The organism is Amycolatopsis ultiminotia (assembly GCF_039536925.1).
Taxonomy (GTDB): domain Bacteria; phylum Actinomycetota; class Actinomycetes; order Mycobacteriales; family Pseudonocardiaceae; genus Amycolatopsis; species Amycolatopsis ultiminotia.
The window spans coordinates 149313-172939 of sequence record NZ_BAAAZN010000013.1; the positions used below are offsets into that span (position 1 = coordinate 149313).

Genomic DNA, 23627 nt, shown 5'->3' on the forward strand with positions numbered 1-23627 from the left:
CGGCGGGTCAGGGAATGATCCCGCGTGAGTTCAGCGCGTCGGTGAGCCGCTCGCGCAGTTCCGCCGCGGTGGCCTCGGGGTCGATCTCCGACGGCGGCGAAAGCACCTTCGAGATCACTGTCGACAGGTTCTGGTAAGCGGGGGTGAGCGGCCGGACCGCGGCGTCGCGCAACGCCGCCTGGATGTCGTCGCGCATCGGGTACTGCTGCGCGATCGTGGGGTTGCCCGCCGGATCCGCCGGACGGGACGGGTCGAGCGGTGCCGGATCCCGGTACACCGCCGCGAGGCTCGGCGGGAGTCCGTCCACGAGCGCCTGGTACTTCTGGCTCGCCGGGGAACGCAGGCACAGCGCCGCCTCGAAGGCCTCGCGCCGGTGCGGCGAATAGCTGCTGACCGCCAGGTTGTACCCGCCGATGGTGGTCCGCCCCGGCCGCCCCGGTATCACCGACGGATAGCGCGCCCACCGGAGGTGAGCCAGCTCCCGTGGTTTCTCCTGCGCGTATGCGGCGTAGACGAACGGCCAGTTCAGCTCGAATCCCGCCTGCCCGCGCTGGAACGCCTGGCGTATGTCGTCCTCCTTCTGGTTCGTCAGCGAGGGATCGGTGACGCCGGCCGACGTAAGGGTCTTCAGCAGGGACAGCGCACGGACCGCGCCTGCGTCCAGCACGACCGACTTCCCGTCGTCGGACAGGATGTGCCCGCCTGCCGAAGCGACCAGGGTGTTGTAGAAGACCACCAGGCCCTCGTACTGGGCACCGGTGAACACGATCCGGTAAGGCTTGCCTGCCGCCTCGAGTTCGCCTGCCCGCTCGATCATCTCGTCGAACGAACCCGGCGGCTGCGGGACGACGCGGTCGTCGTACCAGAGCAGCTGGACGTTGGTGTTCTTGGTGGCACCGTAGAGTTTCCCGTGCCAGCGCGCGGTGGCCAGCGGGCCGGGCAGCACGTCGCGCGTTGCGGCGCTCTCGTCCGCGCCGGTCCACGGCTGGATCCAGCCCGCCTCGGCGAACTCCGGCACCCAGGTCACGTCGAGGCCGAGCACGTCCATCGAGTCGTCCGCGGCGGCGAGCCGGCGCACCATCTGCTCGCGTTGCCCGTCCGCGCCACGCGGCAGCTTGTGGTACACGATCCGGTAGCGCCCGTGTGCCTGTTCGGTACAGCGGTCCACCACGGTCTGCAGATGGTCTTCGGGGGAGAGATACAGGTTGATCGTGGTGCCCGGTTGCGGGGAGCAGCCGGTGAGCGCCGCCGCGCCCAGCGCGAGGACGGGAAGCAGCGACCGTGGCCTCATCCGTCCTCCCCGCAGGTCGAGTGCGAACATGCTGGCCGCCGGTGATCACGCCGTCAAGCATCCGGAGCGGAACCGGCCCGCACGGCCTACCGTGGTGCGCGGAGGTGGCCGATGCCCGAAGGTGCGCACGGCGGCCGGGTGCCCGACATGATCGAGCCGATGCTCGCGACCCCGGACGGTGGGACGCTGCCGGACGATCCGGCGTACGCGTATGAGTTCAAATGGGACGGTTACCGGGCGATCATGCGGATCGCCCCGTCCGGCGAGACGGTGCTGACCAGCCGCAACGACAACGACTTCACCGACCGTTTCCCGGAACTGTCCGGCGCGTTCGGCGACGCACTCCAGGGACGGGCGGCGGTGCTGGACGGGGAGATCGTGGCGCTCGGCGAGCACGGCCGTCCGGACTTCGGCCTGCTGCAGAACCCCGAGCGCGACCGCCGCACGATTGCGTACTTCGCGTTCGACGTGCTGCGACTGGGCGGGCAGAATCTGCTCGGGCACACCTACGACGAACGCCGCGAGATCCTCACCGGCCTCGAGCCGCCGGACCCGCGGCTGGTCGCGATCACGCCGTCCTATCGGCACGCCGACCTCGCCGGCCAGGACCTCACTCCGGCCGGACTGCTGGACGTGGCGCGGAAAATGATGCTGGAGGGCCTCGTGGTGAAGTCCCGCGCGTCGAAGTACCACCCGGGACGGCGCAGCCCGGAATGGCTCAAGCACCCCCTGATCCAGACCACCGAGGTGATCGTCGGCGGCTGGCGGCCGGGGCAGGGCCGTCGCGCGGGCACGATCGGCGCCCTGCTGCTGGGCGCGTACGACCCGGAATCGGGCGAACTGCGCTACATCGGCGACGTCGGCACCGGCTTCACCGACGCCGTGCTGCGTGAGCTGCAGGCACAGCTGACGCCGCTGGAACGGCGCACGAGCCCGTTCGGCGATCAGGTGCCCCGAGACCGGGCCCGCGGCGCGCGCTGGGTGTCGCCGGACACCGTCGGCGAGGTCGTCTACCGTCGCCTGACTCCGGGAGACGGCCGCCTCCGGCACACCGCCTGGCGCGGGCTGCGTCCGGACCGCGCACCGGACGAGGTGGTCGCTCCGTCCCGGTGAAGGGTGTGTGGCGACGGGGAATGCATCCGCGAACCCGCCTTCCGGAGGTCGACGCCGCCGCACCGGCGTGTCATCATGACCGCCGGTTTGCGAACGTGGGGGAGGCCGCCGTGCCGGATCAGGATCAGCGCACCACGGGACGGATCCGGCGGGTGGCGCTCGCCAGCGCGGTCGGCACCACGATCGAATGGTACGACTACTTCATCTACAGCACCGCCACCGCGCTGGTGTTCAATAAGCTCTTCTTCCCGTCGCTGTCCCCGGCGGCGGGCACGCTCGCCGGATTCGCCACGCTCGGCGTCGGCTTCGTGGCCCGGCCGCTCGGCGGGATCATCTGGGGGCACTTCGGGGATCGGGTGGGGCGCAAGGCGATGCTCGTGGCGTCGCTGCTGCTGATGGGGCTCGCGACCGCGGGGGTCGGGGTGCTGCCGACCTTCGAGCAGGCCGGGGTTGCCGCGCCGGTGCTGCTGGTCGTTTTGCGGGTACTGCAAGGGATTTCCGCCGGCGGTGAATGGGGCGGGGCGGCGCTGATGGCGGTCGAGCACGCGCCGGAAGGCAGCCGCGGACGGTACGGGTCGTTCTCGCAGATCGGGGTGCCGGCCGGGCTGATCCTGGCGCAGCTGGTGTTCTTCGCGGTCAACAGCTCGCTCGCGCCGGACACGTTCCGGTCGTGGGGCTGGCGGGTGCCGTTCCTGATCAGCCTGGTGCTGGTCGGGGTCGGGCTGGTGATCCGGCTGCGGGTCGAAGAGAGCCCGGTCTTCGCGCGGCTGCGCAGCAACGACACCCGCAGCAGGCTGCCGATCGTCGAGGTCCTGCGGGCCCGGCCGTGGCAGGTGGTGACCGCGGCGGTCAGTTTCATCGCGAACACCGCGATCGGCTACATCTTCTTCGCCTACCTGCTTTCCTACGGCACCGCTGTGCTCAAGCTGTCCAGCACCACGATGCTGGTGGTGGTCATCGTGGGCAGTGTGGTGTGGCTGGTGAGCATCGTCGCGGCGGCGACCTGGTCCGATACGGCCGGCCGGAAACCCGTCTACCTGGCGGGATCGGTGCTGCTGGTGGTGTGGTCGATCCCGTTCTTCCTGCTGGTGGACACGAGACAGCCGTGGCTGCTGGTGGTCGCGGTCGTCGTGCTGAACGTGGGCCTCGGCGCGACCTACGGACCGCAGTCGGCGTTGTTCGCGGAGCTGTTCGAACCGCGTTTCCGCTACAGCGGCTCGTCGTTCGCCTACGCCGTGGGCGCGGTGCTGGGCGGCGGGTTCGCCCCGCTGATCGCGACCGCCCTGCAGAGCGCCACCGGCACGTCGTTGTCGGTGGCGCTCTACATGGTCGGCGTCGGGGTGCTCAGTCTCCTGGCGGTGCTGGCCTTCCCCGGTAAACCGCCGGTGACGGTCAGAGCTGGCTGAGGTCGACCGCGCCGGCCATCTTCGCGTAACCGTCGTCGTTCGGGTGCAGGTGGTCGCCGGAGTCGTAGGCGGGAAGCATCGCGTGCGGATCCGCGGGATCGCGGACCGCGGCGTCGAAGTCGACCACGCCGTCGTAGGCACCGCCGGTGCGGACGAACTCGTTCAGCGCCTGCCGGGTCTGCTCCAGGGTGTCGTTGTAGGCCGACCAGCCCTTGAACGGCGTGACGGTGCCGCCGAGCACCCGGATCCCGTGTGCCTTGGCCTGTGCGATGAGCTGGCGCTGCGCGGAAATCAGCAATGCCGGATCGGTCTGGTGCGGGTCCTGCTGGATGTCGTTGATGCCCTCCAGCACGATCAGCGTGCGCACCCCGCCGACACTGAGCACGTCGTCGGGGAACCGTGCGAGCGCGTTGCGGCCGTAGGGCGAACCGGCCGGTGCGTCGAGCAGCAGCCGGTTGCCGCCGATACCGGCGTTCAGGACGCCGTACTTCCCCTGCAGCCGGTCGCTCAGCAGGTCCGGCCAGCGGTGGTTCGCGTTGAGCGTGGAGCCGCTGCCGTCGGTGATCGAGTCGCCCAGTGCGACGACGGCACCGGGCGCCGTGCCTTCCACATCGACTTCGCTCACGTAGTGCCACGCGGTGGTCTGCTCGGTGAACGACGTCCCCGATTCCTCGTCCGCGAAGTCCCCGTCGCGGGTGAAGAACGAGGTCTGGTCCGCCGCCGGGTGGTAGGTCACCGGGCCGGACGGGCTGGGCACGAAGGTGGTGACCAGCAGATCCGCGTCCGCGGGCACGTTCAGCTCCGCCGGGTCGCTGAGCACTTCGGCCCCGGCAGGCACGACGACCGAGGCCTGCCCGCCGAAGGTCAGCGAGCGCATGGTCCCCGCGCTCGCCTGCGCACTGCCTGCGGTGGCCGCGAGCGCGATCGTCACATGCCCGAAGACCAGCGGTGAGGTGCCGAAGGTGTTGGACAGCCGGACCCGCGCCTTGGCGCCGGCCGTGCTGGTGTGCACGACGTTGCGGATCGAGTAGTTCGGGTAGCCGTCGGGGGTGTCCGGCACACTGGTCGCCGGGGCCGCGGCCCAGGTGCCGACCCAGCCGTCCGGGGTTTCCGGGGCCTGGGCGGTACTCGCCGTGGTGAGCGTTCCGAGGGTGAGCACGACCGCCGCGCCCAGGGTCAGAATCCGTCGCATACCGGATACTCTGTGTCAACCCGTCGCCGGGAGTCACCGCCGTTCAGGTGAGCACATCGGACAGGATCCCGGACAAACCGGTGGTGGGCGGGTCCCTCGTCCGCCGGTGTCGGTCTCGGCGGCGCGGGGCGACCATAGAGGGATGACCGAACCGCAGCGTGTCTCCCTGTCCGGCAGCCACCGTCCCGAACTCGCCGGGATCGAGGTGCTCGGCCCGGTCGACCCGGACGCCACGATCACCGCGACCGTGGTGCTGCGGCGGCGCGCGGAGCTGGATCTGGCCTCGCTCGGCGAGACCGTCTCTCCGGTGGACTTCGCCGACCGGTACGGCGCTGCCGCCGACGACCTCGACCTCGTGCGCACCGTGCTGAGCGACGCGGGACTGACCGTCACCGACGCCCACGCCGGATCACGCCGGGTCGCGGTGCGCGGGCCGGCTCGCGTGATGGCCGCGGTCTTCGGCACCGAACTGAACCGGGTCCGTGGCGAACATGCCGCCGAGTTCGCCGCGCGCAGTGGTGAACTGCAGGTGCCCGGTGCACTCGGGGACGTGGTGGTCGCCGTGCTCGGCCTCGACGAGCGTCCGCAGACGCGGGCGCAGTTCCGCTTGCACGCGGAGGCGGCTGCCCAGGGGTACCGCCCGGACCAGGTCGGCTCGCTGTACGGATTCCCGTCCGGCACGGACGGCAACGGCCAGACCGTTGCGGTCATCGAACTCGGCGGGGGATACCGGCCGGACGACCTGAAGAACTACTTCGCCGGCCTGAAGATCGCCGAACCGACGGTGAGCGCGGTCGAGGTCGACGGCGGCAAGAACGCGCCGACCGGTGACCCGAACTCGGCCGACGGCGAGGTGGCGCTCGACATCGAGGTGATCGGCGCGCTCGCGCCCGGCGCCACGCAGGTCGTCTACTTCGCGCCCAACACCGACCAGGGCTTCCTCGACGCGGTGAGCACCGCCGTGCACGCGAACCCGACGCCGGTCGCGGTGAGCATCAGCTGGGGACAGTCCGAGGATCAATGGACTTCGCAGGCCCGCGCGGCGATGGACCAGGCTTTCGCCGATGCGGCCGCACTCGGTGTGACGGTGTGCGCTGCCTCGGGCGACAACGGCAGCACCGACGGACAGGACGACGGCGCGCAGCACGTGGACTTCCCCGCGTCGAGTCCGCACGCGCTCGCCTGCGGCGGCACCCGGCTGGAAGGCACCCCGCCCTCGACCGTGACGGCCGAGACGGTGTGGAACACCTCCGGTGGCGGCTCGACCGGCGGTGGGGTCAGCGACACCTTTCCGTTGCCGGACTTCCAGAAGACCGCCGGGGTGCCGGTACGGGTGGGCGGCGGCAACCCGGGCCGCGGCGTGCCGGACGTGGCAGGCAACGCGGATCCGGCCACCGGGTACCAGGTCCTCGTCGGCGGGCAGCAGACCGTGGTCGGCGGCACGAGCGCGGTGGCACCGCTGTGGGCCGCGCTGCTCAGCCGGCTGGCGCAGCAGGCCGGGCACGGTTTCGGGCTCGTGCACACCCAGCTCTACGCGAGTGCGGGCGCGGGCAAGGCGCAGCCGGGCTTCCGCGACATCACCGAAGGCGGCAACGGTGCCTACTCGGCGGCGGCCGGATGGGATGCCTGCACCGGTCTCGGCGTGCCGGACGGCGCCGCGCTGGGCCAGATCCTCGGCGGTGCGCAGACCTGACCCAGGTCTGTCCGATGTGGACATACGGACCCGGGTGCCAGGCGGCGGGCACCGGGTCCGATACTCGGTGCGGCCGGGCGGGCAGTCGAGGGCGGTGGTGGAGTTGACCGGCGGAACCGGGCGCGAGGCGGTGCCTGCCGCGGAGGCACTGGCGAAAAGCCTGCTGGCCCGGGTCGACGAGCTGGCCGGCACCCTGGTCGGGGTCATCAACGAGCAGAACCCCGGATACCGGCTGCTGAACGTGGTGCCCGGCGAGGACCTCCGCAAATCCTGTCACGACAACCTCGAACGGGTCCTGCAGCTCGTCGGGCACGGCGGCGAGCTCGCCCCGGCGGAGGCCGCGCGGCATTACGACGCCGCGCGGGCGACCGGGGAGCGCCGGGCCCGGCAGCGGCTGCCGCTGGACGACGTGCTCCGGTCGTTCCGGCTCGGCGGCAGGCTGGTCTGGCAGGCGCTGATCGACCAGGCCCGTGCCGAGGGCGTGGCGGACACCGGGGATCTGCTCGACGTGGCGACCCGGGTCTGGGAGGTGGTGGACGCGACCTCGGCCCAGGTCGCGGCCGCCTACCACGCTGCCGAACAGGCACTGGTGCGCGCGGACGAGCAACGCCGTGCCGCGCTCTGGGAAGGGTTGTTGCAGGGCCGCGGCAGCGACGCGGCGTTCGCCCACGAGGCCAGCCGGATCATCCGGGTACCGGTGGAAGGCCCGTACGTCGCGGTCGCGGCGTCCGGCCAGGCGTTCACCGGTGACCTCACCGAAGCACTCGGGCACCGGCTCGACTCACTGGGCCTCGCATCCGCATGGCAGGTCCGCGCCGACGTGCTGGCCGGACTGGTCGCGGTGCCCTCCGGCGGCCCGGCCGGGCTCGCCGAGGCGCTCGCCGCACTCGTCACCGGCCCGGTGGGGGTGTCGCTGATCGTGAACGGACTGGCCGAGGTGCACACCGCGCACCGGCAGGCGGTGCTCGCCATGCGGACCGTGCCGAACGGGGAGACGGCGGTGGTCCGGCTCGCCGACCGGCTGCCGGAGGCGCTGCTGCTGAGCTCTCCCGAACTGACCGGCTCCCTCGTGGCGAAGTGGCTGGGCACCCTGCTCGAACTGCCCGCGGACGAACGCCGGCTCCTGCTCGACACCCTCGCCACCTGGGTCGGCGCAGGCGGATCGGCCACCCGCGCCGCCCGGCTGCTGCACTGCCACCGCAACACCGTGCTCAACCGGATGCGCCGGATCGAAGCCCTCACCGGGTATCCGGTCGCCGGTGGCGAGATCCCGCTGGAACTGGCGCTGGTCGTGCGCGCCCTGCCGTTCGTACCTGCTCGTCGCGTCCCCTGATCGTGTGAACGGTTGTGCTCGCTGCACAACTGCGTTCCGCCAAACGTAGGCACGCGGGGCATGGTGGCAGCGGCGTGGCCTATGTAACACTGCGGCGCGACTCACCCGCTGTCCCCCGTTCCGCACCGAACTGCCCCGTGCTTCTCTGACAACGTCGTTCGAGAGGACTTGCCCTCGATGGCACAGCCCCGCCACCCGTCCGGTCCCGACGACCGGCCGCGGTCCATGGACCGCCGCCGTTTCCTCGGGTTCGTGCTCGCCGCCCCCACCCTCGCGGTCGCCGCCCAGCTCGGCGACGCGGTGTTCGCCCCGGAACCGGCCTCCGCGGCGATCCCCACGCTGCCCCTGCCGGAGGAGATCTTCGACCTCGGCGACCTGCAGAACCTCGCCGCCGCCCCGACCTCCGGACTGGTCGCGGTCGCGGTCGGCACGGACGGCAGGGCCGCGTTCGCGGTGCCGCGCACCGAGGTCGGCCAGGGCATGACCACTGCGGTCGCGATGATGATCGCCGAGGAACTGGACCTGCCACTGTCGCATGTGGACATCACGCTCGCGGACGCCCGCCCGGAGCTGCTGATGAACCAGCTCACCGGCGGGTCCAATTCGATGCGCAGCATTTTCCTGCCGGTCCGCACCGCGTCCGCGGTCGCGCGGTCCCGGCTGGTCGCCGCCGCGGCCGCGCGGTGGGGGGTGCCCGCGGCCGAGCTGAGCACCTCCGGTGGCGTGGTCCGCCACCGCAGCGGCAAGACCGCGGGGTACGGCGAACTCGCACGGGCCGCCGCGTCGGGGTCCACGCTCAGCGTGACGACCCAGCTGAAGCCGCGTGCGAACTTCACCGTCCTCGGCACCCCGCAGAACCGGATCGACGCGCTGGCCGCGGTGACCGGTCGCAAGGATTTCACCCTCGACCTGAAGGTGCCGGACGCGCTGCCGACCATGGTCGCGCGCCCGCCGACGATCGGCGGCACCCCGCGCTCGATCGGCAACGAGGCACAGGTGCGGGCCATGCCGGGGGTCACCGACGTGGCCGCGATCTCGCACGGGGTCGCGGTGCGCGCGGAGACCTTCGGCCAGTGCATCGACGCGATCCGCGCGCTGGAAGTGACCTGGGCACCGGGGCCGGTGGCCGGCGAATCCGACGAGACCGTGCTGAAGAAGCTCAAGGCGGCGCAGCTGCCGCTGGCCGTACCGGGTGCGCTGACCGAATCGCTGGACGCGGAGTTCACCTTCGCCTTCGCCAGCAACAGTCCGCTGGAGACCGGGTCCGCGATCGCCGACGTGCGGGACGGCCGGGCGGAGATCTGGTCGTGCGTAAAGGTGCCGATCGTGGCGCAGGGCGATATCGCCAAGGCGATCGGTCTCCCGCAGAGCGCGGTGACCGTGCACGTCACGCAGGGCGGCGGCTCGTTCGGCAGGCACCTGTTCCACGACGCCGCGCTGGAGGCGGCCGAGGCGTCGAAGAAGATGGGCAAGCCGGTCAAGCTGATGTGGTCGCGCACGGACGATTTCCGGGCGGGCCGGACGCATCCGATGTGCGTGTCACGGGTCCGTGCGACCTACGCGCTCGGCAACGTGGTGAGCTTCGAGCAGCGGCACACCAGCGTGCAGACCGAATTCAGCCACGGTCTCGGCGAAATGCTCACGAACTTCGCGGCGAAGCTGCCGATCGCCGGGAACCTGAGCTTCGCGGAGAGCATCTTCGAGCTGACCCAGAGCTCGCCGTACGACTTCGGCGTGACCACGCAGCTGCTGAACGAGATCCCGCTGCAGTTCAGCACCGGCAGCATGCGCAACATCTACTCGCCGAACGTGGTCACCGCCGAGGAGCTCGTGGTCGACCAGCTGGCCAACCGGATGGGCAAGGATCCGGTGGAGTTCCGCAGGTCCTTCCTGCGTGATGCGCGGCTGCGCACGGTCCTGGACAAGGCGGTCGAAGCCGGCGGCTGGGGCCGGGAACTGCCCGACGGCGTCGCACAGGGCGTCGCGCTGCACACGGAATACCGCGGTGCGGTGGCAGTGCTGGTGGAGATCGACACCCGTCCGGAGACGGTGAACCGGAAGATCCGCGAAGCGGTGACCGGGCCACGGGTCACGAAGGCGACCGTGGTGGTCGACCCCGGTTTCGCGATCAACCCGCGCGGGCTGGAGGCGCAGATGATCGGCGGGCTGAACGACGGCATCGCGATGTGCCTGACGTCCAGCTTGCACATCAAGGACGGCATTCCGCTGGAAGGCAGCTGGGACAACTACTTCTACACGCGGGAGTGGAACACCCCGCCGGAGACGAGGGTGGTCGTGCTGCCCAACACCTCCGATACCCCGTGCGGGGCAGGGGAACTCGCGGTGGCTCCTGCGTTCGCCGCGGTCGCCTGCGCGTACGCGCGAGCCGTCGGCACGATGCCGACGACCTTCCCGATCAACCACGGCACGCTGAGCTTCGAGCCGCTGCCGCTGCAGCCCTCCACCCCGGCCTCGCCCACCGACGGCCTCGACTACGCCTACTAGGAGTCCTTGTGCCACAACACACTTTCCTGCTGAACGGCACGCGGGTCACGGTCGAGGCCGACGACCAGGAGCGGCTGCTGTGGGTGCTGCGCGACCGCCTCGGCGTGACCGGCCCGAAGTACGGCTGCGGCCTCGACGTGTGCAAGGCCTGCACGAGCCACATCAACGGCAAGGCGTTCAACCCGTGCTCGGTGCCGGTGGAGAAGATCGGGCCGGACGACGAGGTCACCACGATCGAAGGCCTGCCCGCCACGGTCGGCAAGGACCTGCATCCGATGCAGCAGGCGTGGCTGGAGGTGGACGTCGCCCAGTGCGGCTACTGCCAGCCGGGCCAGATCATGGCCGCGGTGGCCAAGGTCCGCCAGGCCCGTGCGGAGGGCCACGACGTGACCGACGCCGATCTGGACGAGATCCGCAACATCTGCCGCTGCGGCACGTACGCCCGCATCCGCGAGGCGATTGCGCTGGGCGCGAAGAACATGTGAACCGGGTCAGCGCCGCGGCGTGCGCATCGCGAGCACGACCGCGGCGGCCACGGCCAGGTGCATCAGCATCAGCCCGGCGACGTTCGCGGCCGTGGCGCCGTTGGTGATCAGCAGCAGGTCCGGGATCCAGGTCAGCACGAGCACCACCGGGACCACGACGCGCAGCGTGCGCGGGGCACGGCGGGCGAGCAGGGTCCAGCCGGCGGCGCCGAGCACGAGCCCGGCGAGCGTGGCGGGCAGGAACATCGCCGGTGACAGGCCGGTGCCCAGACCGCCGTCGTCCAGCGCGGAGGCGGTCAGGCCCAGCGCAGTGTTGACGACGAGGGCGACAACCGCGGCCACCCCCAGACGGAGCGCAACGGTGCGGCGGCCCCCCGGGCCGCGTTCGGCGGGATTGCCGTGCGCAGTGCCGGTGCGGGCCGTGCTGCTTTCGGCGGGGCAGTCGCGCGCTGCGGTGGGCTCGCCGTGCGCCGTGCCGCCTTCGGCCGGATTGCCTTGCCTGCGGACGGAATCGGGCCGGGGTGCGCGGTTGCCGTCCCGGTCGTCGATGGCCGGGGTGGGCGTGACCGGAGTCGTGGTCATCGTGGTCTCCTCGGGTCTTTGGTTTAACATGCAACCCAGAAGCTAGGTTGGGTTGCACGTTAAAGTCAAATGAGGGCTGAGAAGGAGCTGAGAACGTGGCGGGGAGAGGTCCGCAGTGGCCGGACGACGATGAGCATGCGGCGTGGATCAACCTGGTCAAGGTGCTGCTCACGCTGCCGGGGGCGCTGGAGAGCCAGCTGCTCAGGGATGCCGACCTCACGCTGCTCGGCTACATGATCCTCGCGCGGTTGTCCGTGCTTCCGGACCGGACGCTGCAGATGAGCGACATCGCGGTGATGGCGGGCGGTTCGCTGCCGCGGATCTCGCACGCGGTCAAGCGGCTGGAGGACCGGGGCTGGGTCGTCCGGACCGTGCGCACCGGGCAGGGCAGGCGGTCCACCGTCGCGACGCTGACCGAACAGGGCAGGCAGCATCTGGAGGCGGCCGCTCCGGCACACGTGGAGAACGTGCGGAGGCTGGTCGTCGAACCGCTGGGCGCGGATTTCCTCACCGTCGGCGCTGCGCTCGAGCGCGTGGTGGCCGCATTGGGGGTCTCGACCGCGCAGCTGCCGCCGCCCTAGCCGGGCGGGAAAATTCGTTGCCACGCAAGGGAGGTCAGCGAGCGGGGAACGCTTCGGGTAGTCTGATCGTGATGTTCACTTCGTGAACACGCCCGCCAGGTTCCCGATCACCGTCCGCCGGAGGCTCCCGTGACCAGTTCGAAACGGGCGGCGGACCGGGCCGATCAGGCCGACATCCAGGCGGTCAGCCGGGTCAGCCAGATCCTGTCCCTGTTCGACCCCGCCACGCTCGACGTCACGGCCGCGCAGGTCGCCGAGCGGCTCGGCCTGAACCGGACCACCGCGTACCGCTACTGCACGTCGCTGGTGGCCGCGGGCCTGCTGGAGCGCAACGCCGACGGCGGATACGTGCCGGGCGGGCTGCTGCTGCAGCTGGGCGCGTTCGCGATCGGCCACCGCCGGGTGATCAACCTGGCGCCGCGGCACATGCAGGCGCTCTCGCGGGCCACCCAGAACAGCGCGGTGCTGTGCCTGTGGGGGCTGACCGGCCCGGTGGTGTCCAGGGTCGAGGAGAACCCGTCCACCATCGTCGTGGTGTCCGTGCGGGTGGGCAGCCATCTGCCGCTGGACACCGCGCAGAGCAAGGTCTTCCTTGCCTACCACGCCGATCAGCTGTCCATGGAACGGCTGATGGCCACGCTGTCCGGCCCCGCGCTGGACGAGCTGCGCACCGAGGTGGCGCGGGTCCGCGAGGTCGGGCACTGTGCCGCGATGAGCACGCCGGGGGTGGTCGCGGTGGCCGCGCCGGTGTTCGACGAGTACGGCATCTGCGCCACGATCGCGATCGTCGGCCCGGACAACACGCTGTCCATGTCCGACGATGCGCCGGAGCTGCGCGTGGTGGTGAGCACCGCGCGCGAACTGACGAAGGAGCTGGGCGGGCACTACCGTCCGGACGGTCCGGAATAACGCAGCCAGGCCGGTGGCCGCACCGGCGCGATGTCCGGGTAGCCGCGGGCGCGGCGCACCGCACTGCCCACGAAGCCGGCAAGATCGAGCCCGCGGGTGTCCAGATAGGACAGCACACCCTCGACCAGCTCGGCGACCACGCGCGGTCCGTCCGTCCACAATGCGGTGACGATCTCGACCGCGCCCGCCCCGGAAGCGAGGAACCGCAGCACATCCGCGGCGTTACGCGCGCCATTGGTGCCGATCAGCGGCACGTCCGGGCCGAGCGCCAGCCGGGTTTTGCTCACCCAGTACAGGCTCATCGGCAGGCACGCCGGGGAACCCCATGCGCCCCACGAACCGAGCACCGCGCCACCGTCGAGGTCCGGCAGGAACCCGGGATACCGTCCGACCAGCCCGATCCCGTCCGCGCCCGCGGACCTGGCGGCACTGGCCAGCGCGACCACGTCGGACGCCTGCCCCGGCAACTTCACCAGCAGCGGAACGTCCACAGTGGCCCGTACCGCGCGCACGGCTGCACCCACCGCGTCCGCTTCGGTCAGCTGCCGTACGGCGGAGGCCTCGCGACCGTGGGGAGCGCCGATGTTCAGCTCGACGGCCGGTACCACTTCCGCCATCGCACCGCCGATCCGCGCGGCCGCGGCGGGGTCGCCGAGCGTGATGCTGCCCAGTACCGGACATCCGCGGGCAGCGCCGTAAGCGACCGCGCCGGCCAGCATCGCGAGCCACTCGTCGAGCGTCGGCTGCGCCAAGCCGGAGCGGTTGAGCAGGCCGTCGCCGCGCTGCGCCACACCGGGCGGCCGGACCTCGCCGCCGGGGGAGACGAAGGCGTAGTCCGCGATGTCGAGCTGGCGCCGGGCGGCGGCGCTCTCGTTGACGGACTTGGCCACCACCGCGCCGGCGCCCGCGTCGATGCAGGCACGCAGCCCGTCCGGCGTCATGGTCAGCTCCGAAGACCCGACCCACACCGGGTTGGCGGTGGCCGGCCCGCCGGGAATGTCCATTCAGGACAGTTTCGGGATGGTGCGGTCGTCGGCCATGTCCACGTCCTTCGTCTCCGGCCCGAGGAACCCGCCGAGCCCGATCAGTACGCCCGCGAGCACGATGAGCAGCGCGGGCGCCAGGTGCGGTGCCACGACGTTGTCCAGCTGCTGCAGATAGAACTGGTAGAACGCCGGGGCGATCAGCGCGAGGCTGTAGCCGACGCCGTAGGCGGTGGAGCGGATGCTCGACGGGAACCGCTCGGTGAGGTACGCGGCGATCGGGCCGAACGTGCCCACGGTGAACACGCCGATCAGCACGCCCCAGCCGAGTGCGGCGCCGAATCCGCCGCCGGAGACCATCAGCAGGGTGTAGGAGCCCGCGCCGAGCACGATCACCGCGATCCCGTAGCCGATGTAGAACCGCCGCCGCCCGATCCGCTGCGACAGCAGGCCGAACAGCGGGTACGACAGCGCCGCGGCCGCGTTGATCACCAGCATCGTGAGCGTGACCTGCTGGCTGGACAGCAGCAGGTGCTCTTTGAGCTGCACCGGTGTCACGGCGGCTTCCATATTGGTCGCCAGCCAGGTACCGGTCATCAGCACGAACACCTGCGCGAGTGCCTTCGGGTACTTCACCAGCAGCCGGACCAGCGGCACTTTGTGCTTTTCCCCGGTCAGTTCCACCGGCGGCTCGTGCACCTGCTTGAGGTAGTAGCGGAACAGCACGGCCGCGAGCAGCGCGCCGATGAGGAACGGCACGCGCCAGCCCCACTGCACGTACGCGCTGTGCAGACCCGCCGACGGCAGCAGTTCCAGCATCAACAGCGTGATCGCCGCGATCACCGCGTACGCGGCGGGCGAGGTCGAGGTGATCACCGACGCGTAGAGCCCGCGTTTGTGCTTCGGGCTCCACTCCATCGCCAGTGGAACCGCGGTCGTGTACTCACCGCCCAGGAAGACCCCGTCGATGAACCGCAGCGCGATCAGCAGGCCGACCGACCACATCCCGATCGTTTCGTGGCCAGGCAGGCACGCCGTGGCGAGGGTTAGTACGCCGAAGCCGCCGACCGCGACGAGAGTGGTGCGCTTGCGGCCCACAGTGTCGGCGAAGTGCCCGAAGATCACCGCGCCGAGCGGACGTCCGATGAGCGTGGAGGCGAACACCAGCGACGAGAGCAGCGCTGTGGTGCTCGCGCTCAGGTTCGCGGCCTGGAAGTACGCCGTCGCCGGCGCGAGCACCACGATCGGCAGGTAGATGTCGAACTGGTCGACGAAGTAGGCGAGTGTCCCGCCGCGCACGGCCGCGCGGACCTTCGCGGGATCGGGACCGTGCGCGGGTCCGGGGCGGGCGGAGGCCACTGCTCCGGTCTCTGCAGCTGGGGGCGGTGCGGACATCGTCGTCCTCCGGGGTCGGCTGCCGGCTACGCGCGGCTCCTGCACCGCCACAGCCAGTGCAATTCGAACCGCGTGTTCACGAAGTGAACGAAAGATACCGTAATCCCGCGCTCTGGTCACCACAAGAGGCTTCAATGGGTTGACATCCGGTCGTATAGTGAACTGGAAAGTCACAATACGAACGAAGGGCGATCCCCATGAGCCAGCGGCCCGCCATCGCCGACGTCCTCGACGGCCTCGTCGACATGCACGTCCACTCCGGACCGAGCCCGTTCCCCCGCCGGTTCGACCACGTCGAGGCGGCCGAGGACGGCGCGCGGATCGGGCTGCGCGCGATGGTCGCGAAGTCCCACCACCACAACACCCAGATGGACATCCTCGGGATGAAGGGACGCCTGGCGAAGGTGAAGGCGCAGGCCTTCGGCGGGATCGCGCTCAACAGCACCGTCGGCGGCCTCAACCCGCACGCGGTACGGATGTGCCTGCGGATGGGCGGGAAGGTGGTGTGGTTCCCGACCATCTCCTCGGGCAGGCACATCGAATGCCACCCCGAGGACGGCGCGTTCCCCACCACGACGGTGCCGCTCACGCTCGAGCGCATCGACATCGTCGACGAGGCCGGCGTGCTGAAACCGGTGGCAGGCGAGATCCTCGACGAGATCAGGGACCAGCAGGCCGTGGTCAACGGTGGCCACATGTATCCCGAGTACATCCGCACGCTGTTCGAGGCGGCCAAGGAGCGCGGTATCACGCGCATGGTCGTCAGCCACCCGGACTTCGTGATCGGTGCCGACCCCGAGCTGTGCCGCGAGCTGACCGGGCTCGGCGCGTTCGTGGAACACGAGGTCGGCATGTACGACCCCGAGGGCACCCAGAAGTGGGACCCGAAACGGCTGCTGACCTGGATCGAGGAACTGGGGCCGGAGCACACCGTGCTCGCGTCGGACTTCGGGCAGAAGGCGAACCCGAAGCCGGTCGACGCGTGGCTGCGGGTGAGCGAAGCGCTGCTCGACCTCGGCCTGCCGGAGAAGGATCTGCGCCGCATGGTCCGCGACAACCCGACGTTCCTGCTCAACCTCGACGCCTGAGCCCGGAAGGACACAGCTGTGTACGAAAAGGACGATCCACGGTCTGCGCTCGCCACGGCGACCGCGCCCCGGCCCGACAGCGGTGCCGCGATCGCCGCGGCCCAATACCTCGATCTGCGGGCGAACGAGGTCGTTCGCGCCCAGAACGTGATCCTCGTGCACACCGACGCGCACGCGGGCGACGACCTCGACAACGGCACGCTCGAAGGAGAGCTGGCCATCGTCGTCACCGGCGCCTCGCCCGCGTTCACCGTGGTCTCCAAGGACGGCGCCACGCGGGTCGATGAGCCGGGCCTGGTCGTGGTGCCACCCGGCGCGTCACGGATCAGCGTCGAGGCCGACGGACCGCTGGTGCGGTTGATCGAGGCCACCGAAGTGCAGTGGCGGGACCGGCCGGCCAACGCCGCTGCCTACGCCGAAGACCACCCTCGCGTCGCGTTGCTCAAGCGGTGGCCGGAGCCGGTGGGGGAACCGCGTGTGCGGTTCTACCCGCTGTCACAGGTTCCCGCCGACCCGAAGCGGTTCGGCCGGATCTTCCGCACCCGCTCGTTCATGGTGAACTTCCTGCCCGAGCAGGACGGACCGCGCGACCCGCACAAGCTCTCGCCGCACTCGCACGACGACTTCGAGCAGCTTTCCCTTGCCGTGCAAGGGGAGTACCTGCACCACATCCGCACGCCGTGGCTGAACGACCGGGAGACCTGGCGCGAGGACGAGCACGTGCGCATCGGCAGTCCGTCGGTGACGGTCATCCCGCCGCCGACCGTGCACACTTCCGAAGCGAGCGACCCGGGTGTGAACCAGCTGATCGACATCTTCAGCCCGCCGCGGGTGGACTTCTCGGAGAAACCGGGGTGGGTCCTGAACGCCGACGACTACCCGATGCCGTGAGCACGCGCACCGGCAACGGGCTCTTCGCCCCGGATCGCACTACTGTCCCGGCAGGCACCTGGCTGAAGATCGCTTCCGGCGAGCCGGTCGAAATCATGGCCTGGGCCGGGTTCGACTTCGTCGTGATCGATCTCGAACACGCGCCGCTGGACCTGCAGACCGCGTACCGGCTGATCAACTCCGCGGCGGCGCTGGGGGTGGCGCCGCTGGTCCGGGTGCCGGACAAGACGCCCTCGACGGTCCAGAAGATCCTCGACGCGGGTGCGGTGGGCATCCTGGTGCCGCACGTCGACACGGTCGCGCAGGCCGAGGAGGTCGGCGCGGCCTGCCGGTTCCCGCCGCACGGCATCCGCGGCGCGGGCGGCACCAGCCGCGCCGGCGCGTGGGGCCTGCGGTCCACTGCGGACTATCTGGCCGTCGGCAACGACGAGGTGCTGTGCATCCCGCAGCTGGAGAGCGTCGAGGCGATCAAGGCGGCACCGGAGATGCTCGCACTGGACACTGTGGACGCGGTGTTCGTCGGGGCAGCGGACCTGTCGATGTCGATGGGCACCACACCGGCATCGCCGGAGGTGCAGGAGCTGATCGCCTCGGCGATCGAGGCGGCGCACGCGGCAGGGAAGAAGTGCGGGCTCGCCTTCGGCGGCGTGCCGGAGCGGGCCGCGCGGGCGGTGCGCGAGGGATGCGACTTCGTCCTGCTCAGCAACGACACGACGATGCTCGCCGAAGCCGCCCACGACCTGGTCCGGCAGTTTCGGGAAGCGGCGCAGTGAAGCTGCCGCGCACCGCGCTGTCGATCGGCGAACTGGACGCCCTCGACCACGACGGCGCGGTGCGTTTCGTGCGTGCGCTGGAGGACTACGGGCACCGCATGGTGTGGATCCCGGAAGTCCTCGGCCGGGAGGCGTTCACGACCGCGGCACTCGTGCTCGGGGCGACCGGCCGGCTGATCGTCGGCAACGGCGTGGCCAGGGCACTCGAACGCGTGCCCAAGTCGGCGGCTTCCGCGGCGTACGACCTGGCCGCCGGATACCCCGGGCGGTACGTACTGGGGCTGGGCGTCAGCGGTGCGGTGCGGGAGCGGGGGATCGGGCCGTTGCCGTTCCTGCGCGAGTATCTCGACCGGGTGGACGAAACCCTGGCGCGGCGTGGAAAAGTGCGCGTGCCGCGGGTACTCGGCGCGTATTCGGAGGGGATCACGCGGCTCGCGGCGGAACGCGCCGACGGGCTCATCACCTTCCTCGTCACGCCGGAGCACACGCGGTGGGCGCGGGAGACCGTCGGGCCGGACCTGGCACTGTCGGTCGTGCAATGGGCGGTCGTCGGCCGTTCACGTGGCGAGGCCAGGGAACTGGCGCGCGAACGGCTGGCCTACTACCTGCAACTACCGCACCAGATCGCGAAACTGGCCCGGCTCGGGTTCACCCCGGCCGACCTCGCACCGCCCGGTTCGGACCGGCTGGTCGACGCGCTCGTCGCCACCGGCACCGTGGACCAGGTGCGGGAGCAGGTGCGCCGGCAGTACGAAGCGGGCGCCACCCAGGTCGCGCTGACCCTGGCCGGGCCGCTCGACGAAACCAAGCTGGACGCCTACCGGGCGCTGGGCGAAGAGGAGAAGTGATGCGGGCAGCGGAGAAGGTCATCATCACCACCGCGATCACCGGTTCGGTCAACATCCCGTCGCAGAGCCCGTACCTGCCGCTGTCCGCGGTGGCGGTCGCCGACGCCGCGCTGGAAGCGGTCGAGGCCGGCTCGGCGGTGGTGCACCTGCACGCGCGCAGGCCGGACGGGTACCCGACGTTCGAACCGGAGGTGTTCGAGGAGATCGTCGGGCGGATCACCGCGCGGACCGACGCGGTCATCAACATCACCACCGGCGGATCGTCGGCGATGACCATGCAGCAGCGGCTCGCCGCGGCCGTGCGGCTGCGGCCGGAGCTCGCGTCGATGAACATGGGGACGATGAACTTCGTCTACTCGGGCATCGCCGACAAGGTGACCGAGTGGAAGCACGACTGGGAAAAGCCGTACGTGCTCAACACCTGGTCGCATCCGTTCGTCAACACCTTCGAATCGATCGAGCACACCCTGCGCACACTCGGCGCGGACGGCACGCGCTTCGAGTACGAGTGCTACGACATCGGGCACCTGTACTCGCTCGCGTACTTCGTGGAGCAGGGCCTGGCCACACCGCCGTTGCTGATCCAGGGCGTGTTCGGCGTGCTGGGCGGGATCGGTGCCGACCACGCGAACCTGGAGCACATGGTGCGGATCGCGGACAAGCTGTTCGGCGACGACTACTTGTTCTCCGCTTTCGCCGCCGGGCGCGACCAGATGGCGTTCGGGACGCACAGCGCGTGGCTCGGCGGGCATGTGCGGGTCGGGCTGGAAGACAGCCTGTGGATCGGCAAGGGGCGGCTCGCGGAGAGCAACGCACAGCAGGTACGGAAGATCCGTGCCGTGGTGGAGGACCTGGGGAAGCCGATCGCGACCCCGGCCGACGCGCGCGCGATGCTCGCGCTGCGCGGGAACGAGGAGGAGTGACTGTGGGATTGCCCTTGGCAGGCAAGGTGATCGTGGTGGTCGGCGCGAGCACCGGGATCGGCGCCGACGCCGCGCGCGTGTTCGCGGAGGACGGTGCTTCGCTGATGCTCGTCGCGCGCCACGAGGAACCGCTCGCGACCGTGGCGAAGGAACTCGACGCCGCATACGTCACCGGCGACGTGGCCGATGCCGCTTCGGTGCGCTCGTTCGTCGACGCCACCGTCTCGCGCTTCGGCCGGCTGGACGGTGCGTTCAACAACGCCGCGATGACCCAGGGCGGGCGGCTGGACCAAGTGTCCGAAGCGGACTTCGACCGGATCATGGCGGTGAACGTGAAGGGCACCTGGCTGTGCCTGCGCGAGGAAATCCGGGTGCTGGGCCATGGCGGGTCCATCGTGAACGTCAGCAGTATCGGCGGACTCCGCGGCAGCTCGGGGATGGGCGCCTACCAAGCGACGAAGCACGCCGTGATCGGGCTGACCCGCACCGCGGCACACGACTTCGGGCCGTCCGGGATCCGGGTCAACGTGGTCGCGCCAGGGCCGACGGAGACGCCGATGCTGGAGGAGACCCGCCGCGCCGTGCCCGGCGGGGTGGAGGCCCGGATCGCGGCCACCCCGTTGCGCAAGGCCGGCACCGGCGCGGAAGTGGGCGCCACCGCGGCATTCCTGCTCAGCGACCGGGCGAGCCATCTCAGCGGCGTGGTCCTGCCGGTCGACGGCGGGTTCCTCGCCTGAGCCGCGGTCCGCCCGAAAGCCGGTTCACCAGCGACTTCGAGGAGAGGACGGATGAGCCGCGGTGAGGTTGCGCGGCGGAGAGGGATCCCACTCCGGAGCACCCGGGAGCCGCCGGTGAACGTCTTCCCCGGTGAGTGCCAAGCCGGTGAACCGATCACCGGTACGGATGTGGAGGAGCTGCCGATGAACACCACGCTCAAAACTCTCGCTTCGGTCACCGTCGCCGGGGGAGTCGCCGCCGGCGCTCTGCTGCTCACGGGAGGCGCCGCGAGCGCGATGCCGTCGGACACGCCGTGCGGCGCCGGCGACGTGCAGGTGTCGGTGACGCCGGACCCGGCGCATGCCGCCGGACAGGAGGCGTTCGTCGTGCGCTACACGGCGGCGAACCCGACGACCAACTGCCGCCTGGAAGGCACCCCGACCGGGGTGAGCTTCACCAAGGGCAGCGGCCACGGCGAGGCGGACGGCAGCGGCACCACGGTGACCGCCGACCGCGCGGACGGTGCGCCCGCCCAGCCGGTCAACCTGCGCGCCGGACATCCCGCGGAGTCGCGGATCCTGCAGCAGTCACAGGCGCCCGTGACGTTCCAGCCGGACGTGGTGAACCTGAACCTGCCTGCGGACGGGGACACCTCGACCACTGTCGCGTGGCCACAGGGGGTGCCGCTGAAGGGAACCACGGCCGAGGTCACCGACGTGGCGGCCGCCTGACCTCCCGGGCAGGTTTTCCGGTTTCCACCGCGCCCTCGCCGATGGCCCTGGTCAGTCGATCCGCAGTTCCCGCATCGGGATCCATCCGGCGCCGGGGCCCTGCGCGCGGACCACGTCCGGGGTGCGGGCCAGCACCCCGGGCAGCCAGGACCGGGCCGCGGCGAAGTGCGCCGAACGGGTGTGGGCCGCGCGGGCCTCGGCCGAGGCAAACGCGGCCACCAGTACGAACTGGTGCGGCACATCGGTGCTGCGGGACCATTCGGCGAACAGCGTGCCCGGTTCCCTGCGGGTGGCGAGCGTGTAGTCGTCCACCAGGTCCAGCCACTGTTCACTGCGCTCCGGGCGCACGGTGAACTTCACGACGGTGAGCAGCATGCCTGCCTTCCGGGACGCGGGGGACGGACCGGACGTGGGCAGGGTGCCGCGACCACCCCGGCCCACGACCGGCCGGTACCCGGTGCGGCGTCCCGCGCCGGGTACCCGCCTGTGGTGGCCGGTCAGTAGATGTTGGACGGCCGCACCATGCCCTCGGCCAGGTCGCCGAAGCCGGGGGCGACGATTGCGCCGGGGTTCTGCAGGACCTCCTCCACCACCAGGGTTTCCGTGGTCAGCAGCAGCGCGGCGACCGAGGCCGCGCTCTCCAGCGCCGAGCGGGACACCTTCAGCGGGTCGATCACGCCCGCCTCGAACAGGTCGCCGTACTCACCGGTGAGCGCGTTGAAGCCGTGTCCCGGCACGGCCGAGCCGACCCGCTCCAGCACCTCCTCACCCTCGTAACCGGCGTTGATCGCGATCCACCGCAACGGTTCTGCAAGCGCGCGCCGCACGATGTCCCGGCCCGCCGCGCTGTCGCCGGTCAGCTCGAGGCCGTCCAGCGCGGACCTGGCTTGCAGCAGCGCAGTGCCACCGCCTGCGACGATGCCCTCCTCGATCGCCGCGCCGGTCGCCGACAGCGAATCCTCCACCCGGTGTTGCTTCTCGCGCAGTTCGACCTCGGTGGCCGCACCCACGTGGATCACCGCGACGCTCCCGGACATCCGCGCGATCCGGGCCTGCAGGTGGTCCCGGTCGTGGTCGTTCTCGGCCCGTTCCAGTTCCCGTTTGATCTGTTCGATGCGCGCGGAAACCGCGGGGTCCGCGCCCGCGCCGCCGACCAGCGTCGTGCTGTTCTCGGTGATGGTGATGCGCCGGCAGCGCCCGAGCTGTGCCAGCCGCACGCCTTCGATGCTCTGCCCGGCGTCGCCGGTCACCACCTCGCCGCCGGTGAACACGGCGAGATCGGCGAGTTCGGCCAGCCGCCGGTGCCCGAAACCGGGTGCCCGCACCACCACCGAACGGAAGGTGTCATGCACGTTGTTCGCCACCAGCATGCCCAGCGCGGGCCCGTCCACGTTCTCCGCGATCACCACCAGCGGCCGTTGCGTGCGCGTGACCTGTTCCAGCACCGGCATCAGTGTCTGCACCTTCGAGATCTTCTCGTTGGTGAACAACAGATACGGGTCTTCGAAGACGGTCTCCATCCGGTCCTTGTCGGTGGCCATGTAGGGGGAGATGTACCCGTTGTCGAACTCCACCCCGTCCACGAAGCTCACCTGCAGCCCGAACGCCGGTGACTCCTCCACGGTCACCACGCCGCCGAGCCCGACCCGGCCCATCGCCTCGGCGATGATGTCGCCGATCTCCGGGTCGTTGTTCGCCGAAAGCGAGGCCACGTGTGCGAGATCGCCCGGCTCGGTCACCTCGCGAGCGCCCTCCTGCAACGCGGCGACGACCCGCCGCACGGCGAGCTGGATGCCGTTCTTGAGCAACTGAGGATTGGCCCCGGCGTCGACCGCCCGCAGTCCTTCGCGCACGAGTGCCTGGGTGAGCACCGTGGCGGTGGTGGTCCCGTCGCCGGCCACCCCGTTGGTCTTCATCGCCACTTCCTTCACCAGTTGCGCGCCCATGTTCGCGAACGGATCACGCAGCTGGATCTCCTTGGCGATGGTGACGCCGTCGTTGGTGATGGTGGGTGCACCGGTGAGTTTCTCGATCACCGCATTGCGCCCCTTGGGGCCGAGCGTCACCTTCACCGCGTCGGCGAGCGCATTGACGCCCGACTCCAGCAGCTGGCGGGCTTCGACGTCGAATCGCAGGTCCTTGGCCATGGCAGGTCCTTTCCGTACGGGTTGTGGTCGCGGTCAACCGG

The 23627-nt window shown here is 70.7% G+C and carries 22 protein-coding genes; 15 read left to right on the top strand and 7 right to left on the bottom strand.

Features of this window, described 5'->3' with window-relative positions; all coding sequences use genetic code 11:
- Nucleotides 1-7: 7 nt before the first annotated feature.
- Entirely contained in the window at nt 8-1291 is a 1284-nt protein-coding gene (locus tag ABD793_RS27595; RefSeq protein WP_344865115.1) for an ABC transporter substrate-binding protein, read from the bottom strand.
- A gap of 111 nt (nt 1292-1402) precedes the next feature.
- On the opposite strand from ABD793_RS27595, the gene ligD reads away from it, so the two are divergent.
- Together ligD and ABD793_RS27605 are read left to right on the top strand one after the other, a co-directional pair.
- Nucleotides 1403-2404 carry a non-homologous end-joining DNA ligase gene (ligD, locus tag ABD793_RS27600; protein WP_344865117.1) on the top strand — a complete coding sequence of 334 codons (1002 nt, stop codon included), beginning with the start codon at nt 1403-1405 and terminating at the stop codon, nt 2402-2404.
- A gap of 110 nt (nt 2405-2514) precedes the next feature.
- Nucleotides 2515-3810, top strand: a complete 1296-nt coding sequence (locus tag ABD793_RS27605) for an MFS transporter (RefSeq protein WP_344865119.1) — start codon at nt 2515-2517, stop codon at nt 3808-3810.
- Here the strand turns inward: ABD793_RS27605 and ABD793_RS27610 are convergent.
- The gene (locus ABD793_RS27610) at nt 3797-5002 is read right to left on the bottom strand and encodes an SGNH/GDSL hydrolase family protein (RefSeq protein WP_344865121.1); all 1206 of its coding nucleotides are present in this window, start codon (nt 5000-5002) and stop codon (nt 3797-3799) included. The genes ABD793_RS27605 and ABD793_RS27610 overlap by 14 nt on opposite strands.
- 142 nt (nt 5003-5144) lie before the next feature.
- Here ABD793_RS27610 and ABD793_RS27615 point away from each other — a divergent pair, with 142 nt between their 5' ends.
- The 4 genes from ABD793_RS27615 to ABD793_RS27630 all read left to right on the top strand — a co-directional run bounded on the left by ABD793_RS27615 (nt 5145) and on the right by ABD793_RS27630 (nt 11018).
- Nucleotides 5145-6695, top strand: coding sequence for a S53 family peptidase (locus tag ABD793_RS27615; protein WP_344865123.1), 1551 nt, complete (start codon nt 5145-5147; stop codon nt 6693-6695).
- Nucleotides 6696-6798: 103 nt separating this feature from the next.
- Nucleotides 6799-8028, top strand: a complete 1230-nt coding sequence (locus tag ABD793_RS27620; protein ID WP_344865125.1) for a PucR family transcriptional regulator — start codon at nt 6799-6801, stop codon at nt 8026-8028.
- A 177-nt stretch (nt 8029-8205) separates the two neighbouring features.
- Nucleotides 8206-10533 (top strand): molybdopterin cofactor-binding domain-containing protein, encoded by a 2328-nt coding sequence (locus ABD793_RS27625; protein WP_344865127.1) that lies wholly within the window; start codon nt 8206-8208, stop codon nt 10531-10533.
- Nucleotides 10534-10541: 8 nt separating this feature from the next.
- A complete protein-coding gene (locus ABD793_RS27630) occupies nt 10542-11018 on the top strand; it encodes a (2Fe-2S)-binding protein (protein ID WP_344865129.1) in 477 nt (158 codons plus the stop codon).
- A gap of 6 nt (nt 11019-11024) precedes the next feature.
- Here ABD793_RS27630 and ABD793_RS27635 read toward each other — a convergent pair whose 3' ends face one another.
- Nucleotides 11025-11600 (bottom strand): DUF6069 family protein, encoded by a 576-nt coding sequence (locus ABD793_RS27635; protein WP_344865131.1) that lies wholly within the window; start codon nt 11598-11600, stop codon nt 11025-11027.
- A gap of 95 nt (nt 11601-11695) precedes the next feature.
- Between ABD793_RS27635 and ABD793_RS27640 the strand changes: the two genes are divergently transcribed.
- Both ABD793_RS27640 and ABD793_RS27645 read left to right on the top strand, forming a co-directional pair.
- Nucleotides 11696-12181, top strand: a complete 486-nt coding sequence (locus tag ABD793_RS27640) for a MarR family winged helix-turn-helix transcriptional regulator (RefSeq protein WP_344865133.1) — start codon at nt 11696-11698, stop codon at nt 12179-12181.
- Between the two features lie 129 nt (nt 12182-12310).
- Nucleotides 12311-13090 (top strand): IclR family transcriptional regulator, encoded by a 780-nt coding sequence (locus ABD793_RS27645; RefSeq protein ID WP_344865135.1) that lies wholly within the window; start codon nt 12311-12313, stop codon nt 13088-13090.
- Here ABD793_RS27645 and ABD793_RS27650 read toward each other — a convergent pair.
- On the bottom strand, nt 13066-14094 hold the full coding sequence (locus tag ABD793_RS27650) for a dihydroorotate dehydrogenase (protein ID WP_344865137.1): 1029 nt from the start codon (nt 14092-14094) through the stop codon (nt 13066-13068). The genes ABD793_RS27645 and ABD793_RS27650 overlap by 25 nt on opposite strands.
- Nucleotides 14095-15468, bottom strand: a complete 1374-nt coding sequence (locus tag ABD793_RS27655; protein WP_344865139.1) for an MFS transporter — start codon at nt 15466-15468, stop codon at nt 14095-14097.
- 197 nt (nt 15469-15665) lie between these two features.
- On the opposite strand from ABD793_RS27655, the gene ABD793_RS27660 reads away from it, so the two are divergent.
- From ABD793_RS27660 to ABD793_RS27690, 7 genes are all read left to right on the top strand, one after another.
- Complete coding sequence (locus ABD793_RS27660; protein WP_344865142.1) at nt 15666-16556, top strand: DUF6282 family protein; 891 nt, start codon at nt 15666-15668, stop codon at nt 16554-16556.
- A gap of 18 nt (nt 16557-16574) precedes the next feature.
- Nucleotides 16575-17447: a cupin domain-containing protein gene (locus ABD793_RS27665; RefSeq protein ID WP_344865144.1), complete on the top strand. Its 873-nt coding sequence runs from the start codon at nt 16575-16577 to the stop codon at nt 17445-17447.
- Nucleotides 17444-18220 (top strand): HpcH/HpaI aldolase family protein, encoded by a 777-nt coding sequence (locus tag ABD793_RS27670; RefSeq protein ID WP_344865146.1) that lies wholly within the window; start codon nt 17444-17446, stop codon nt 18218-18220. Before ABD793_RS27665 ends, ABD793_RS27670 begins: the two co-directional genes overlap by 4 nt.
- Complete coding sequence (locus ABD793_RS27675; protein ID WP_344865148.1) at nt 18217-19068, top strand: LLM class flavin-dependent oxidoreductase; 852 nt, start codon at nt 18217-18219, stop codon at nt 19066-19068. Before ABD793_RS27670 ends, ABD793_RS27675 begins: the two co-directional genes overlap by 4 nt.
- Nucleotides 19068-19991 (top strand): 3,5-dioxohexanoate:acetyl-CoA acetone transferase, encoded by a 924-nt coding sequence (gene kce, locus ABD793_RS27680; RefSeq protein WP_344865150.1) that lies wholly within the window; start codon nt 19068-19070, stop codon nt 19989-19991. The genes ABD793_RS27675 and kce overlap by 1 nt, the downstream gene beginning before the upstream one ends.
- Before the next feature lie 2 nt (nt 19992-19993).
- Nucleotides 19994-20728 (top strand): SDR family NAD(P)-dependent oxidoreductase, encoded by a 735-nt coding sequence (locus tag ABD793_RS27685; protein ID WP_344865152.1) that lies wholly within the window; start codon nt 19994-19996, stop codon nt 20726-20728.
- 114 nt (nt 20729-20842) lie between these two features.
- A complete protein-coding gene (locus tag ABD793_RS27690; RefSeq protein WP_344865154.1) occupies nt 20843-21439 on the top strand; it encodes a DUF4232 domain-containing protein in 597 nt (198 codons plus the stop codon).
- Between the two features lie 51 nt (nt 21440-21490).
- On the opposite strand, the gene ABD793_RS27695 is transcribed toward ABD793_RS27690, so the two are convergent.
- Nucleotides 21491-21814 carry a putative quinol monooxygenase gene (locus tag ABD793_RS27695; RefSeq protein WP_344865156.1) on the bottom strand — a complete coding sequence of 108 codons (324 nt, stop codon included), beginning with the start codon at nt 21812-21814 and terminating at the stop codon, nt 21491-21493.
- A gap of 122 nt (nt 21815-21936) precedes the next feature.
- Nucleotides 21937-23586 carry a chaperonin GroEL gene (gene groL, locus ABD793_RS27700; RefSeq protein ID WP_344865158.1) on the bottom strand — a complete coding sequence of 550 codons (1650 nt, stop codon included), beginning with the start codon at nt 23584-23586 and terminating at the stop codon, nt 21937-21939.
- Between the last annotated feature and the right edge of the window lie 41 nt (nt 23587-23627).

Bases quoted from the DNA above. Each gene is read 5' to 3' on its own strand.
- ABD793_RS27595 (WP_344865115.1), bottom strand. From the start codon at position 1,291: ATGAGGCCACGGTCGCTGCTTCCCGTCCTCGCGCTGGGCGCGGCGGCG.
- ligD (WP_344865117.1), top strand. From the start codon at position 1,403: ATGCCCGAAGGTGCGCACGGCGGCCGGGTGCCCGACATGATCGAGCCG.
- ABD793_RS27610 (WP_344865121.1), bottom strand. From the start codon at position 5,002: ATGCGACGGATTCTGACCCTGGGCGCGGCGGTCGTGCTCACCCTCGGA.
- ABD793_RS27615 (WP_344865123.1), top strand. From the start codon at position 5,145: ATGACCGAACCGCAGCGTGTCTCCCTGTCCGGCAGCCACCGTCCCGAA.
- ABD793_RS27625 (WP_344865127.1), top strand. From the start codon at position 8,206: ATGGCACAGCCCCGCCACCCGTCCGGTCCCGACGACCGGCCGCGGTCC.
- ABD793_RS27635 (WP_344865131.1), bottom strand. From the start codon at position 11,600: ATGACCACGACTCCGGTCACGCCCACCCCGGCCATCGACGACCGGGAC.
- ABD793_RS27650 (WP_344865137.1), bottom strand. From the start codon at position 14,094: ATGGACATTCCCGGCGGGCCGGCCACCGCCAACCCGGTGTGGGTCGGG.
- ABD793_RS27655 (WP_344865139.1), bottom strand. From the start codon at position 15,468: ATGTCCGCACCGCCCCCAGCTGCAGAGACCGGAGCAGTGGCCTCCGCC.
- ABD793_RS27660 (WP_344865142.1), top strand. From the start codon at position 15,666: ATGAGCCAGCGGCCCGCCATCGCCGACGTCCTCGACGGCCTCGTCGAC.
- kce (WP_344865150.1), top strand. From the start codon at position 19,068: ATGCGGGCAGCGGAGAAGGTCATCATCACCACCGCGATCACCGGTTCG.
- ABD793_RS27695 (WP_344865156.1), bottom strand. From the start codon at position 21,814: ATGCTGCTCACCGTCGTGAAGTTCACCGTGCGCCCGGAGCGCAGTGAA.
- groL (WP_344865158.1), bottom strand. From the start codon at position 23,586: ATGGCCAAGGACCTGCGATTCGACGTCGAAGCCCGCCAGCTGCTGGAG.